We start from the raw sequence: 15,367 nt of genomic DNA on the forward strand, positions 1-15,367 counted from the left end.
AAGAATTGATTTTTTTTATGTTGTTGTTTTTAAATATAAATTTTAGTAATTAAAACGGCTTTCTCAAGTTTTTTTTAAGCGTATTTTAAAAATGGCCTTATAGAATTGTTGTTATTTATTTAAAATACTCTAAAAACCACCTAAAATTAAGTTTTTACATTTTTTTGACTCAAAAATTCACTTTTGAGTGTTTTTTGAAAAATTAAATAAAATTTTATGATCAAATTAAAAATTATATAAGAAAATTCTATTTTAAAAAAATAAATCCTAAACAATGTTTCACATGAAATTTTTTCATGTGGAACATTTCAATTAATGATCCCAAATAGGATTTGGAAATTTTTTTTGTTGATGAAGATCACCTCCATCGATACGATCCCAAAATCTTCCACCAACTTTTTGTTCGGCGTCATAGGTAACAATTAAATAATCTTCTAATTCACCACTCAGTTGTCTATTCTCCATTTCAAAAGTCCATAAAGACAAACGACCTTTATCGTCTTCAGCTAAAACACTTTTAACAAAAGCATGAGGAATAGGAACATCGATACCATATTCGTTAGAAGAATCGCCAATAGTTTTAATTTTTTGATCAAAATAGAAAACAGGAGCTGTAAGCACATATGTTTCTAAAATTTCAGGTTTATCGTTGAGTTTTCTGATAGCTTCTTCTAATTTTCTCCAAATTCTACGATTAAAATATGGTTTTTGAGGAGACATATTCGATAGTAAAAAGGTTTCACTATTTTGAATTTCCAGAATATCACTATTTGCACTGGCTACAAGGTGTCCACGGTCGTAACCACTATTTTTATAAGCCCCTAAACCAGCACGAAAACGTTTAGGAATTCTAGTATCAGCACGAAAATTATTCATACGATCGGCTTTGGTTAGCAAATACTTATTTCTGTTAATAATTTCTAGTGTCCATTTGGCTTGTCTGAAATACCAAGAGTAACCAATAGTAAAATAACGACCTACTAAAATTTCATCGCATACAGGAGCACCATAACGAAGTTCAGGTTGGATTTGAAATGGATTATTCATTTTTCTTTTTTATAAAATTTAGTTGTTAAATTACTGAAAATAAGTTAATTAAATATTTGTAAAACGTTAATTTTAAGAGGTTTATAAAATATATGGCTGAAGAAAAATTGTATTTACAAAATGAAATGTTCCACGTGTAGTAAATTTAAAAACAAACAAATTTCTATATTTTAAACGTTTTTCTACATGTAAAATTGGAAGAACTACTTTGCTCCTCTCCTATTAAATAACTAAGTTTAATGACAGAAAAGAAAAGGTTTTTAACAATGGAGAACATAGAAATATTTGAAGATAAAAGAGCAACTAATTATAATGAATTTGTTGAAGCTTGGATACCAAACTACCACTATTTTTTAAGCAAATTACCACAGATTTTAAGTCAAACAACCAACAAAAAATTACTAGTAGCAGGTTGTGGAACAGGTAACGAAATAGCCTATTTTATAGAGAATTCTAAGCAATGGGAAATTTTAGGAGTAGATCCGTCACCAGAAATGATAGCACAAGCCAGAAAAAAGCTGCAAGAATATAAAAATGTAACTTTAATCGAAGGATTGGTAAGTGATTTAAATCCATCGCAAAAATTTGGAGCAGCTACCCTACTATTGGTATTGCATTTTATGGATGACGATGGTACGAAGCTAAACTTATTAAAAAGTATAGCAGAGAGGTTAGAAAACAACGCTCCATTGGTGTTATTAGACATTACAGGAACTAAAAAACAACTCAAAGAAAACTTAGAAATATTAAGACAGCTATTACCAAAAACAATTACGGAAGAAGGGATAAACAATCGCTTGTATCGTATAGAAAATAAGTTAAAAGCAGTTTCGGAAGAACGATTAAGCGAATTGCTTATAAAAGCTGGGTTTGAAGCACCTTTACGTTTTTTTCAAACATCTATTTATATGGGATGGATAACTACAAAAAGAACGAATTAAATTATTTGTAATAAGGTGTTAAAATTAAAAAGAGAAAAAAATAATACTCGTATTTTAGCTCAAAATTTTTTAGGTTGAGTAAGCAAACTATTGTAAATTATTACCAACAATCGGATAATGTAAACCAGATTGTTAGTGCACTTCAACAAGAACAACACCATTTTCAAATAACGAATTTGGTTGGTTCTTCGTTGTCTTTTGTTATTTCAGAATCATTTAAAAAAGCCGATAAGCCTTATTTGTTAGTACTAAACGATAAGGAAGAAGCCGCTTATTATTTAAACGATTTAGAGCAATTATTAGGCGATAAAAACGTACTATTTTACCCAGGTTCTTATCGAAGACCCTATCAGATAGAAGAAACGGATAATGCGAATGTATTACTGCGTTCAGAGGTGTTAAACCGAATTAATTCTCGAAAGAAACCAGCCATTATAGTTACTTATCCAACTGCTCTATTTGAAAAAGTAGTAACTAAGAAAGAACTAGAAAAAAACACACTAAAAATTACGGTTAGTGAAAATGTTTCACCAGATTTTGTCAACGAAGTACTGTTTGAATACAATTTCAATCGAGTAGATTTTGTTACAGAACCAGGAGAATTCTCGGTACGTGGAGGAATTATTGATGTGTTTTCATTTTCCAATGACGAACCGTATCGTATAGAGTTTTTTGGCGACGAAGTTGATAGTATTCGAACCTTTGATGTAGAAACTCAACTTTCAAAAGAAAAGCTGAAGAAAGTAAGTATAATGCCAAATGTAGAAAACAAGGCATTACAAGAAAAAAGAGAGAGTTTTTTAAAGTACATCTCTTCAAAAACAGCCATTTTTATCAAGAATGTTGATATTCTTACTGGAAATTTAGATAAGTTTTATAGAAAAGCAGAGCTATCATTTGCCGAATTATCAACAGAAATAAAACATTCGGAGCCTAAAGAGTTATTTTGTAATGGAGAACTCATAAAAAATCAATTACAAGAGTTTACAACCGTAAAAATTGGAACAACAGTAGATGAAAAACTAACAAAAGTTAGTTTTGATACTCACCCACAACCTTCATTCAATAAAAAATTCGATTTATTAATTCAGAATTTTAACGAGTTTTCGGCTAAAGGATTTACCAATTATATTTTTTGTGCTAATGAAAAACAAGCACAAAGGTTCCACGATATTTTTGAAGATGGTGAACAAGATGTTTCATATGAAACAATTGTATTCCCTTTGTATCAGGGGTTTGTTGATTTAGAAAACAAAATAGTTTGTTATACAGATCATCAAATATTTGAGCGTTATTACAAGTTCCGTTTAAAGAATGGATATGCTAAAAAGCAGTCAATAACCCTAAAAGAACTAACAAAATTAGATATTGGCGACTATGTAACTCACATAGACCACGGAATAGGAAAGTTTGGAGGATTACAAAAAATAGACGTAGAAGGAAAAAAGCAAGAAGCTATTAAATTAGTTTATGGCGATCGCGATATTTTGTATGTAAGCATCCATTCGTTGCATAAAATCTCGAAGTTTAACGGAAAGGATGGTAAGCCACCTAAGGTATATAAACTAGGCTCAGGTGCTTGGAAAAAGGTAAAACAGAAAACCAAGGCAAGAGTAAAACATATAGCATTTAACCTAATTCAGTTATATGCAAAGAGAAAGTTACAAAAAGGATTTGCTTTTGGGCCAGATACTCACATGCAGCATGAGCTAGAAGCAAGTTTCTTGTATGAAGATACACCAGATCAGTACACATCTACACAAGATGTAAAGGCCGATATGGAAAAAGAACAACCTATGGATCGTTTGGTTTGTGGAGATGTTGGTTTTGGAAAAACAGAAGTAGCCGTACGTGCAGCATTTAAGGCAGTAGATAACGGAAAACAAGTAGCTGTTTTAGTACCAACAACAGTTTTGGCGTTTCAGCACTTTAAAACCTTCTCTGAGCGATTAAAAGACTTTCCGGTTAGTATTGACTATTTAAACCGATTTAGAACCGCAAAACAGCGAAAAGGCGTTTTAGAAGGAGTTACCGATGGTAGTGTAGATATTGTAATAGGAACACATCAATTAACCAACAAGAGTATAAAATTTAAAGATTTAGGACTGTTAATTATTGATGAAGAACAAAAGTTTGGAGTAGCCGTAAAAGACAAGTTAAAAACTATTAAAGAAAACGTTGATACGCTAACCTTAACTGCAACTCCAATTCCAAGAACGTTGCAGTTTAGTTTAATGGCTGCACGTGATTTATCGGTAATAAAAACCCCACCACCTAACCGTCACCCAATAGAAACCAATGTAATTCGCTTTAGCGAAGAGAGCATTCGAGATGCAATTTCTTACGAGGTTTCACGTGGAGGACAGGTGTTTTTTATCCACAATAGAATAGAAAATATAAAGGAAGTAGCTGGTTTGTTACAACGATTGGTGCCTAGTGCTAAAATTGGTATAGGCCACGGTCAAATGGAAGGAAAAAAGCTAGAAGAATTGATGCTTGGTTTTATGAACAATGAGTTTGATGTACTAGTATCAACTACCATTATTGAAAGTGGATTGGATGTACCTAATGCAAATACCATTTTTATAAACAATGCAAATAATTTTGGACTGTCTGACCTTCACCAAATGCGTGGACGTGTAGGACGTTCAAACAAAAAAGCTTTTTGTTACTTTATAACACCGCCATATCATATGATGACAGACGATGCTCGTAAGCGTATACAAGCCTTAGAGCTGTTTTCTGAATTAGGTAGCGGACTGAATATAGCAATGAAAGATTTAGAAATTCGTGGAGCTGGAGACTTATTAGGAGGTGAACAAAGCGGATTTATTAACGATATTGGTTTTGATGCTTATCAGAAGATATTACAAGAAGCTATAGAAGAGCTGAAAGAAAACGAGTTTAAAGAATTATATCCGGTAGATGAAAATGCACCAAAAGAATACGTAAAAGAAGTGCAAATTGATACCGATTTTGAGATTCTTTTCCCTGACGATTATGTGAATTCTGTTACAGAACGTTTAAGTTTATATAACAAGTTATCTACCTTAACTACAGAAGAAGAATTACTAGAGTTTGAAAGTCAAATTACCGATCGTTTTGGAGAATATCCAACACAAGTTCAAGATTTATTTGACAGCGTTCGTATCAAGTGGTTAGCAAAAGAATTAGGGATTGAAAAGATAATCTTAAAACAAAAACGAATGATTGGATACTTTGTATCGGATCAGCAAAGTGCTTTTTACCAAACAGAAGCATTTACTAAGATGTTACAGTATGTACAACGTAATTCTAAAAGCTGTGTAATGAAAGAAAAACAAACCAAAAATGGCTTGCGTTTACTTATTACATTTATAAAAATAGATTCGGTTCATAAAGCCTTAGAAACCTTAAAAAGAGTGTAAATTAAATAATTAAAATAAGCTATGAAAAAAATGAGTATGCTACTAATACTGTTTGCATCAGCAGTAGTATTAGGTCAAGAATTAAAAGGAAAAATAGAGAATTATGAAAAAGGAACTTTTTTTTCGTTACGAAACCTTGGGGAAAGAGTAGTTAAAAACATTGAAGTAGATACAATAGGTACGTTTAATACAGGAAAAATTGATTTATCTGATGGATATTATATTCTAAGAAAGAATAATGAAATGATTTATTTGTATCTAAAAAATAATGACGATTTAACCATTTCATTTGATGCAAAAGACCTTATAAATACGGTTGCTTTTTCAGGGAAAGGAGCAAAAATAAACCAGTATTTAATAGATAAAAGAAAATTATTTATAGATAGAAAAAAAGATACTGAGAAATTTTATAAAGTAGGTGAGAATAAATATTCAGAGCAAATAAAAACCTTGAATATAGAGGTTAAAAATATGCTAATGAGTAAAAAATTAGATGATTCTTTTGTTGGGAAAGAATTAGAAAATTTGAAATACGATTACTTATTGGATTTATATAGTTATGAAAATTTGCAAAAATTTTATTTTGGTAAAATAGTTACTCCTTCGGAAAGCTATTTAAAGCCTTTAAAAGATATAAATTATGATGATGAGTATTTGTTTAATGCAATACCAGCATATAAGAGTTTAGCCGGTTTAAAATGGAAAAAAGCTATAGAAAAAGCAGAAGATATAGAAGAAATGGACTTGTTGTTTAGAAGTATTAAAACTGGAGCGTTAAAGCTAGATGTATTATTGAGTTTTTATTATGGTATTTCTAAAACCCCAAAGAAATCAGAAGAATACTATAAGCTGATAAAAGCATATGTTACCCACAAAGAGTTTTTAAAAGAAGCCAAGAAGTTATATGAAAACGTTAAAAAAACTAAAGAAGGGAAAACATCTCCTAATTTTGAATTTAATGATATAAGCGGAAAAATAGTTAAGCTAACCGATTTTAAAGGTAAATATGTTTTTATAGACGTTTGGGCTACTTGGTGCTTACCTTGTTTACAGCAAATACCTTACATAAAAAAGTTAGAAGAAAAATACCATGGCAAAAACATAGTTTTTATTGGGATTTCAGTTGATAAGAAAGATAAACATGCTTTATGGAAAGAAACATTAGAATCTAAAAAAATGAAAGGAATACAGTTATTTGCAGATAATTCTTTTCAATCTAAATTTATAGAATCATATAGTATAACTTCAATTCCAAGATTTATATTAATATCACCAGAAGGAAAAATTGTGAACCCCAATATGCATAAACCTTCAGATGAAAGAACTGAAAAAGTTTTAGATGAATTACTCAAATAATTAAAAATTCCTCTACTAAAAGAGGAGTTTTTTAGTTTTTAAAGTATTTAGAATCTTAATAAAAAAGTGTTTACTTTTGTGGTGAATGAAGATATACTCAACGCTCCAGAGAGGAGAATTTCACACCCATTACTGCGAAGATTTTTTAATAAACGAAGAACTGTCCAATAATCAGAGATTAATAGCTGTTATGGATGGATGTTCCACGGGAAAAGAAACTGTTTTTTCATCTATATTGTTTGGTAAAATCTTAAGAAGTATAGCTAAAAAGACAGGATATAAGTTTTTTGTAGAAAAAGAAGTTACAGCACCCAAAATAACACTTGAAAACGTTTTAAAAGAGCTTTTTGATGAATTAAAAATCATTAGAAATAAGTTAGATTTAGAATTTAATGAGCTGTTATCAACTTTAATTTTAGGAATAGTGAATCCTAATAATGCTAAGGCAGAAATTATAGTTGTAGGTGATGGATTGGTTTGTGTTGATGGAAAAGAATATCATTTTGAACAAGAAGACAAACCTGATTATCTGGGCTATCATTTGAATGAAGATTTTAATTTGTGGTTTGAGCAACAAAAACAACGAGTTTCAATAGAAATGTTCCACGATTTATCTATCAGTACAGATGGAATTTATTCTTTTAAAAATCTTAAAAACAAAGAAAATCAAAAGGAAGAATCAGAGATAATTCAAACACTATTAAAAGATATCCCAGAAGCGTCTGCTACCAATTTTTTAGATAGAAAATTGATAGAGTTATCCAAAGAAAACCAGATTCCAACCGACGATTTGGCTATTCTAAGATTAGTGATTTAATAATTCTAGTTACTTACCAAGTTTTTTTGCTGAGGTAATTTATCTTTAATAATTTTTATTAAAAACCTTAGTACTTCATCTCTTCTATATTTCCATGAGAGATAAGAAATAGGGATTATTTGTATCCCTACCCTGTGTAAAATACGGTATCTTTCAATATCAAAAGCATGAATAAAACTACCAGGATACCCTATTAAATCAATACCAAGGTACTTTTTATCCTTTTCTAGCAATAAATCTATACTTAAACCTGCAATGACATATCCAACATGAATAGTTGCGTTAAATGACTTTAAAAAGGCTTGTACTTCTTTACTGAAGATATCTTCTTCAATTTTTAAAGTGGTAGTCTGTTCAGAAATTTGTTTTTCAAAAGAGCTTAAATAATGCTTCAATAGTGATTTTTCTGGTAAGGCTTTAGAAGTTACTGAATAAAATACGTGTTGTTCATGTCGAGCACGGGTAATAGCTACATTAAATACATCTTCTTTGTTTAAATAATTTAAACTAGCAAAATGTGATTGTTCGCTAACCACCATGGATAAAAGCATAACATCGCATTCTTCTCCTTGAAAATGATAAGGAGTTCCGAGTTTAATCTTGTGTTTTTTAATCTGTCGTAACGTAAATGCTTCTTTAATAGCCTTAGTTAAATAGTCCGTTTGTTGTCTAAAAGGTGATAAAATACCAATACTGGTAGCCTTACTTTTGTATGTTTCTTTTTCTTTAGCAACAATACCTTTTACATGGTTAATGATGAGGTTTATTTCTTCATTATTAACACCATTTTCTTCTTGTTTTCCTGAAGTTTTATGTAAAAAAACGGCTTGTTTATGAGTATTTGAAGGTGTTTGAGTCATAATACGGAGGGCTTCCCCGTAAAATGTAGTATTACTAAAACGTATAATGTCAGGTAAAGAACGATAATGCTCGTCTAATAATACTATTTGATTTCCTTTTTCTGTGCTTTCTAAAGTGAAATCTAACAAACTTTTTTTACGATAATTAAAACGCAAAGCATCGGTAATGTTATGTTGCTTTTGATAACGATGCATTTGAGTTTTTGATAAGAAACTAATATGACGTAATTGATTTGTATCTCCAGCAACCACAACTTTTTTAGCTCTTTGCATAATAGGTAAGCAAGAAGCAATGTCGCATTGGGTAGCCTCATCAACAATAGCAATGTCAAAAAGATCTTTTTGCATTGGTAAACAAGAAGAAACTTCGTCTATTTTTACCAACCAAATAGGTAAGAAATGTGTAAGAGGCGTAGCATCTAAATTTTGTATATGTTGGTTTTTTAAAGATTTTTCTTCTGTTTCTAATATGTTTGTTAGGGTAATTAATTTCCTTATTTCGCTGTTTGAATAAATATTAATTTTACTAATTAAGTTTTTAAATAGTGCTTCATCAGCCTTTTTTTCAAATGAATTTAGTGTATCAAAGTATTTTAAAATAATATCCCATTCTTCGGCTTCAAAAGATCGAATAAAATTGATATCAATTTTTGAAAGAGTTCTTTGTAGAAAATTATCTGAAAATAACTTTTCAACACGATCTATTTCTTTTGTAGCTTTTTCAGTAAAGTTAGTTTCCAAAGATTTTAAAGAATTGTACAAACTATTCTTCTTTAAATTAGCATTGGTTGCTTGTTCTAGATGATTATGACGATAATAACGACCACTACTTATTCTTTTTAGTTTAGCTAAAACTGTTCTTTTATAGTAGTTACCTCCTACTTTAATAGCAAATTCACCTATTTTTGAACTCATTAATTTGTCTGAAACTACTTGTAAAGCTTGTGGAGTTTTAGTAACAATCAATACACTTTTTCCTTTACTTACATAGTCTTGAGCAATAGCATTGATAGTATATGTTTTCCCTGTTCCTGGAGGCCCAAAAATGACCGATTTATGATATTTAGATGCATTGTAAACAATACGTTCTTGTGCTGTGTTTAACAGTAAAGGAATTTGTATGTTTCTATCTACATTCGATTGTTCTTGAGGTACATGTGAGAAAAAAGCTTGAATAGCTTGTGAATAATCGGAACTATTTTTTAATAATTCTAATTCGTTAACTACAGCATTAACATTGTTAATTCTACTAGATATGAAAACTCCAGAACTAGCTACTAGAGTATATTTTTCTGCTTCCTCGGTATTTTGAAGTTTTTTCTTTAAAAATGTTTGATTTTTCAACTTAGGAAAAAGTAAAAAATCATTGTCAATATTTAAGTTTTTAATGTGCTTTTCAAGAATTCTTTTAAACTGACTTAACGCTTCAAAAGTTAAATGTAAATTGTATTCTAAAAACTGTTCTACTTCCGTTAAAAAATCTTCAAAAGAAGTTTCATATAATAAGTTTCTACAAAAAGCAATATTCAATTGCCTAGTTTGTTGATCAATTTTTATAAAATAATCCTCCTCTTTTTCTATAATTTCAGCCTTATATAAAAATAATGGAGCAGCTATAGAATTAACTCTCTTTCTAAAATTATTTTTCTTTCCTAAACAAAATAAACTCCCATACCATAGTTCTTTATCGTTTTTAAATAAGGTAAGTGTTTGTAGGCATTGTTCAGCTTGTTTTTTAGCTATAAACTGAATTGGATAAAGATTATTAACAAGCTCCTCTTTAGGTTTTATAATAAACTGATTTTCATATTTGGATGAAAAAAAATTAAGTATGCCAGTTTCATTATTGTCAGCTTTATAACAAGAATGAAAATAAGAAATGTAGTTCGTTATCATAGTTTTTTTAAGAACAGCTAACTTAAGAAATCTATAATAATAAAAAGAGTAGCATTTATTAAAACACTACTCTTATTTTTCTTCCCCTTAATACATAATTAAATTTCCCCTCTATCCAAAAAAGTACTTATAAAAATTAACCAAAGAAGCGTAAAGCATAAATAAGGCCATTGCTTTTGCTGTATACACATAGCCTTTAATACCAAATACTTTTTTAAAAAACCATATAAATCTTGTACTTGATTTTTCTGAAGTATCTTTTGCTATCTGAAACCAAAATAAGGCTGCAAAGCCCAATAAAAAAAATCCTGAAAACATAAGATTATTAAATTAAAATTTCTGAGTTAAAAGTATTTTAAAATCTCTAAAAAGAGGATTAGATTTTCATCAGTAACAACTAGATTTTCACCAGTATAATCCACATTTCCACTATGTCATTTTTTTGACGCAATTTCTATGCTACTTTCGTGAAAAACAATGAAATAAAATCATGAAAACAACTCAGTATCTATTCACATTATTATTCGTTTTTTTACTTCAAACGAACCATGTAAATGCCCAGTTTGGAAAGCTCAGTAAACGATTTAAAAAAACGTCTAAAGCTATTTCTAAAAACACTCAAAAAGTAACAGACACTAAACAACTCTTAGCGTCTTTTTTTGATGCCGATTTTAGTACCTATCCTAAGCTAATAAAATCAAAACCTTATAAAGAACAAGTACGTAATTCTGGTGCTGTAAGTAGAATTAATAAAGTAGATCAGCTAATCTCATTATATCTAAGAGATAAATCGAAATGGGAAACCAAAGGTTTTTCTAAATATCAAGGGTTTTTAAAAGCTCGTATATCTCGATTAGAACCTGGAGTACAAGGAATACAGGAATCAGCTCCTGCATGGTTTATGTTGCCATTTTACCATAAAACAATCAATAATATTAAAGAAGAATTAACAGGTAAAACAGCCGAAAATGAAGCATTTAAACAAAAACAATATGAAGATGAACTTCAAGCAAAAAAGGAACAAGGAGTTGCTGATTCTTTAGCCTATGTACAAAAGGCTTACGATGAATTTAAGATGTTAACTAAGGAAAGACCTTATAAAGAAGAGGAAAAAATAGTTTCAGATTTTCATAAAAAGAATATTGGAAAAATAGTTTTTTCAAAATCAAATATTGTTAAGGATGCTCCAAGTTCTACCAAAACAACTAATTATTTTACTTCTAATGATGAGATTTATATGGCAACATATTTAGGTAAGGCTATTCGAAACATGTACTTTAAACCTAAAAATGTTGAAAAAGAGTTATATAAAGATTTACTATTATCTGCAGATAATTACAATATATCTATATACATAGATGGGAAAAAACACTATACTCCAGAGCTTCGTTTAAACTTTGAAGGAATGAACGAAAAATTTGTGGAACCTTTATCGTATTACGCTTCTTGGCATACTAAAAAAAGAGACGGAGGTTATACTTCAGAGGATTTTATTGAAATAATGAGAAAATTACCAAGAGGTAAACATAAAATTAAAATTGTAGCTACGGTAAATACATCAATAAATTTCCAAGATCCAGAGTTACAAGTTCAGGCTTATTTTGAAAAGAATCGTTATAAAAACGAAGAGTTATGGGAAGCATCAAAAAAGAGCATTGATTATAAGCCAGAAGCACCAGTTTTTGAGGGAGAATTTACAATTAATATCCTTGGTCCAATGAAGTCTGGGTATAAGTGGACAACTGTTAAAACAGGAGGCCTAAATAAGAGTGCTAGTATTAAAGCTGGGATTAAAAAAGTAGAACAAAAAGATGGTTCAAAGGTTATTGGAGTAAAGGTAGAATCTGATAGTTATGGAATAGCTCGTAACAGTCTTACAGGTGTAATACTATATCGTTATGTAGTTGCTACAGTAGCTTTTAAAAGCAAAAGAAATGGGTTGCCTTATAAATTCCGCAAAACATATAAACAACGATATAATGGAAGTAAATATCAAACTACTTGGTATGCTAATACAGCAGCTATAGGAGGCGTATATAGACTTTTAGACTTATAAAATACTTAAAACATAAGTAAGGGAAGACTGCTCTTAAAGTATTATAAAACTACTAGTTAGAAATTATAGACTTTAAAGCAGTCTTTATATTATTCAACTAAATAAAATCGATTGATTTGATTTCTTAAGTTGTTTTTATAGGTAGCCCCAATAACAAAAGTAGTTTTGCCTATTACTATTTTATCACCTAAAATGTTTCCATTGTAAAAATTAGGAGATAGATTTACTATAGTTCCTTCATTAATTCTACAAAAATTAGAGGGTAATTGAGATTGTAATGAACGTAAGGAGGTTTTTAGAAAGTAATATTCTTTTTGATGAGTTTGAAACCATATATAATTTTCACGTACAACCTCAGGTTCATCGTTTTCATTTAAAAAAGCTTTTTTAGAAAAGAAAGCTATATCTGAATAAGCAACAGGAACTTTGGTAATTTGAGAATCGGTGTATTGTTTCAATTCTTCTAAGTAATCTACTAAACCCATAACCCCTTTTTTAGGTGTTGTTTGCTTGGTATTTTTTTTAGCAAGTACGGTTTGAATAGTTCTTATAATTTCTCTAGAATCTAATCGAGGCTTTGTTTTTAGCATAAATGCATCATGATGAGTTGCTAATCCTTGATAAAAAGTTTGATTATCCTGTAAACTAGTTAAATAAATAAAAGGAATTGAATAATGGTCAGATAAGTATTTTCCTAAATCTATGCCTGTTTCTGTTCCTTGCAAATCAATATCTAATAAAACCAAGTCAGGCAACTGTTTAGTAAGTGCCTTTTTAGCATCTTCAACACTTGGTAAATAATCACTTACAGCATATCCTTCTTTTAATAATAATCTACGTAAACGCTCGTATAATATAGCTTCATCTTCTACAATAAAAATAGTTGCTTTCATAAATTATAAAGGGAATTTAATTTGCATACGAACACCTTGATGTTCCATAATTTGGAAGTTACCATTTAATTGACGACTTAACAGCTGAATGGTTCGTAAACCAAAAGAAGTTGTAGTATTTATATTAAAATCAGAACTAAATCCAATTCCATTGTCTTTTAATTCTAATATACCTTCGTTTTTGTTTTGTGTAAGTTGAACCCAAACGGCTCCTTTGTGTTGATTTGGAAAGGCATGTTTAATTGCATTTGTTAAAAATTCGTTGACAATTAAACCTAAACAGAATGAGGTTTCTGCTTTTAACTGTAAGTTTTCACTCACTTCATTTTCAATAGTTACTGTTTCATCTGGAAAAGTATCTTGCAACTTATCAATCAATTGATTTACATAACGACGAGCTGGAATTTTTAATCCATTTTCTGTTTGATATAAGTGATTGTGTACCTCATATATACCATTTATTTTTTGTTGAATTTCTGATAATTTAGATTCAAAATGAGTTTCATCAAATTCTTCTTTAGCTACTTCTAAAAATGCATCAATAATTCCTAAGTTATTTTTAATGCGATGATGCATTTCTTTTTGTAAAGCAATGATTAGTTTTTGCTGACGGTTACTTTTAATTAACAACCAAAAAATAATTGTTAATACAATTAAAATAGTACTGATTATCCAGATTAGTAATCGATTTTTTTTACTTTGATTTGCTAATAAAACTTCTTGTTTTTCCTTTTGAAGTTCTAGCTCTAAATTCTCTTTTTCCTTTTGAGCAAGTCCTATTTTTTGTGAAGTATAAGCTGTTTTACGTTTTACAGTTTCATTAGCTACTGAGTCTTTTAAATGAATGCGAAGGGTTTGCAAATTATAAGCTTGTTCCCAGTTTTTATTAGCTACATATAAGTTTTCTAAAGCTTTGTAATTGGCAATTTTTAAATCGGCCATTCCCTTTTCTTTTTTAAGAGCTTCAAACTGTTTAATAGCACTATTTGTTTTACCCTTAATTTTATCCATATGTGCATGGATACTAGCAATATTATAATCGAAAGTTTTCTTAACGGGGCTTTCAATGGCTAAAAAATCATTGTAAACTTTTAAGGCTTCCTTTTTCTTGTTATTTTTTAACAATACCCTAATATATCCAGGCTGTATAAGTTTCCATTCCCAATCTGAATAAAAACCTGATTTTTTAAAGAGTTCTAAACCTTTTTTGTAAGCATCTAAAGCCTCCTTATTTTTTTCTATATGACCTAAGTTTATGGATCTATTTATAGTACTAACAAATTGATAATAAACGTTATCTAAATCGCCATAACGATCAAAAGCTTCTTGATATCTTTTATCAGCTAACTCATAATTACCAACAGAAGTATCAATCATTGCTTGGAACATAGCAGCACTTGCAGCATAAAAAGGACTTTGCTCTATTTTATTAGCTTTTAATAATTGATCGATATGATTTTCTGCTTTAAAAAAATTACTCTGACCAAGGTAAAGACCTACCAAGTTAATATGTACTCTACACTCTCCATGAGTATCATTTAATTTTCTATAATTAGTTAAGGCTTGATTGTATAACTCTAAGGCTTTTTTAGTTTGGTTATTTTCTTTGTAATGATTAGCCAAATTCATTTTTAAACCAGCTAAATTGCTGAAATCATTATTTTTTTCGGCAACTTTAATACCTCTCTTTAATTGGCTTTTAGCACTATCTTGTTTGTTTAAAGAACCCCATAAATTTCCTTTTAATAAGTATTGCCAAGCAATAAGCGATTGGTCTTTAGTATTTTTTTGAATAGAGTCTAAAAAAAGTAATCCCTCTTCTATTTTTCGATGCGAATCGTAATAATTAGTAATCGTAGTTTGAATATCTTTTTTTGCTTTATAGGTGTAAGCAGTATCTAAAATATGACGTAAACTATCTGGAATTTGTGAAAAACAATTAGAAACGGTGAATATAATACCAATTAAAATGAAGGGATACGTTTTCATATCTACAAAAATAGCGTATGAAATTAGCCTTCGTTATGCAGATATTACCCTATACCTTGAGTCATTTACCTTAAATTGTATTTTTTAGGGGTTATAAACTCCAAA

General features: G+C 29.7%; 10 protein-coding genes. 5 read left to right on the forward strand and 5 right to left on the reverse strand.

The window, feature by feature from the left end; all coding sequences use genetic code 11:
- Positions 1 to 312 precede the first annotated feature (312 nt).
- Positions 313 to 1,047: a DNA/RNA non-specific endonuclease gene (locus tag MHN29_RS04595; protein WP_235274499.1), complete on the reverse strand. Its 735-nt coding sequence runs from the start codon at positions 1,045 to 1,047 to the stop codon at positions 313 to 315.
- A 239-nt stretch (positions 1,048 to 1,286) separates the two neighbouring features.
- Here MHN29_RS04595 and MHN29_RS04600 point away from each other — a divergent pair, with 239 nt between their 5' ends.
- The 4 genes from MHN29_RS04600 to MHN29_RS04615 all read left to right on the forward strand — a co-directional run bounded on the left by MHN29_RS04600 (position 1,287) and on the right by MHN29_RS04615 (position 7,568).
- The gene (locus tag MHN29_RS04600) at positions 1,287 to 1,988 is read left to right on the forward strand and encodes a class I SAM-dependent methyltransferase (RefSeq protein ID WP_235274498.1); all 702 of its coding nucleotides are present in this window, start codon (positions 1,287 to 1,289) and stop codon (positions 1,986 to 1,988) included.
- Positions 1,989 to 2,062: 74 nt separating this feature from the next.
- A complete protein-coding gene (gene mfd, locus MHN29_RS04605) occupies positions 2,063 to 5,395 on the forward strand; it encodes a transcription-repair coupling factor (protein ID WP_235274497.1) in 3,333 nt (1,110 codons plus the stop codon).
- A gap of 30 nt (positions 5,396 to 5,425) precedes the next feature.
- Positions 5,426 to 6,751 (forward strand): TlpA disulfide reductase family protein, encoded by a 1,326-nt coding sequence (locus MHN29_RS04610; RefSeq protein ID WP_239176066.1) that lies wholly within the window; start codon positions 5,426 to 5,428, stop codon positions 6,749 to 6,751.
- 85 nt (positions 6,752 to 6,836) lie between these two features.
- The gene (locus MHN29_RS04615) at positions 6,837 to 7,568 is read left to right on the forward strand and encodes a protein phosphatase 2C domain-containing protein (protein ID WP_235274495.1); all 732 of its coding nucleotides are present in this window, start codon (positions 6,837 to 6,839) and stop codon (positions 7,566 to 7,568) included.
- Between the two features lie 5 nt (positions 7,569 to 7,573).
- On the opposite strand, the gene MHN29_RS04620 is transcribed toward MHN29_RS04615, so the two are convergent.
- A complete protein-coding gene (locus tag MHN29_RS04620; protein WP_235274494.1) occupies positions 7,574 to 10,324 on the reverse strand; it encodes an AAA domain-containing protein in 2,751 nt (916 codons plus the stop codon).
- 111 nt (positions 10,325 to 10,435) lie between these two features.
- Positions 10,436 to 10,642, reverse strand: coding sequence for a hypothetical protein (locus MHN29_RS04625; protein ID WP_235274493.1), 207 nt, complete (start codon positions 10,640 to 10,642; stop codon positions 10,436 to 10,438).
- Positions 10,643 to 10,814: 172 nt separating this feature from the next.
- Between MHN29_RS04625 and MHN29_RS04630 the strand changes: the two genes are divergently transcribed.
- Positions 10,815 to 12,380 (forward strand): hypothetical protein, encoded by a 1,566-nt coding sequence (locus tag MHN29_RS04630; RefSeq protein WP_235274492.1) that lies wholly within the window; start codon positions 10,815 to 10,817, stop codon positions 12,378 to 12,380.
- Between the two features lie 89 nt (positions 12,381 to 12,469).
- On the opposite strand, the gene MHN29_RS04635 is transcribed toward MHN29_RS04630, so the two are convergent.
- Positions 12,470 to 13,273 (reverse strand): response regulator transcription factor, encoded by an 804-nt coding sequence (locus tag MHN29_RS04635; RefSeq protein WP_235274491.1) that lies wholly within the window; start codon positions 13,271 to 13,273, stop codon positions 12,470 to 12,472.
- A gap of 3 nt (positions 13,274 to 13,276) precedes the next feature.
- Complete coding sequence (locus MHN29_RS04640; RefSeq protein WP_235274490.1) at positions 13,277 to 15,262, reverse strand: sensor histidine kinase; 1,986 nt, start codon at positions 15,260 to 15,262, stop codon at positions 13,277 to 13,279.
- Positions 15,263 to 15,367 lie beyond the last annotated feature (105 nt).

Origin of the sequence: Tenacibaculum sp. Cn5-46, from assembly GCF_022347705.1 — a bacterium.
Taxonomy (GTDB): Bacteria; Bacteroidota; Bacteroidia; order Flavobacteriales; family Flavobacteriaceae; genus Polaribacter; species Polaribacter aiptasiae.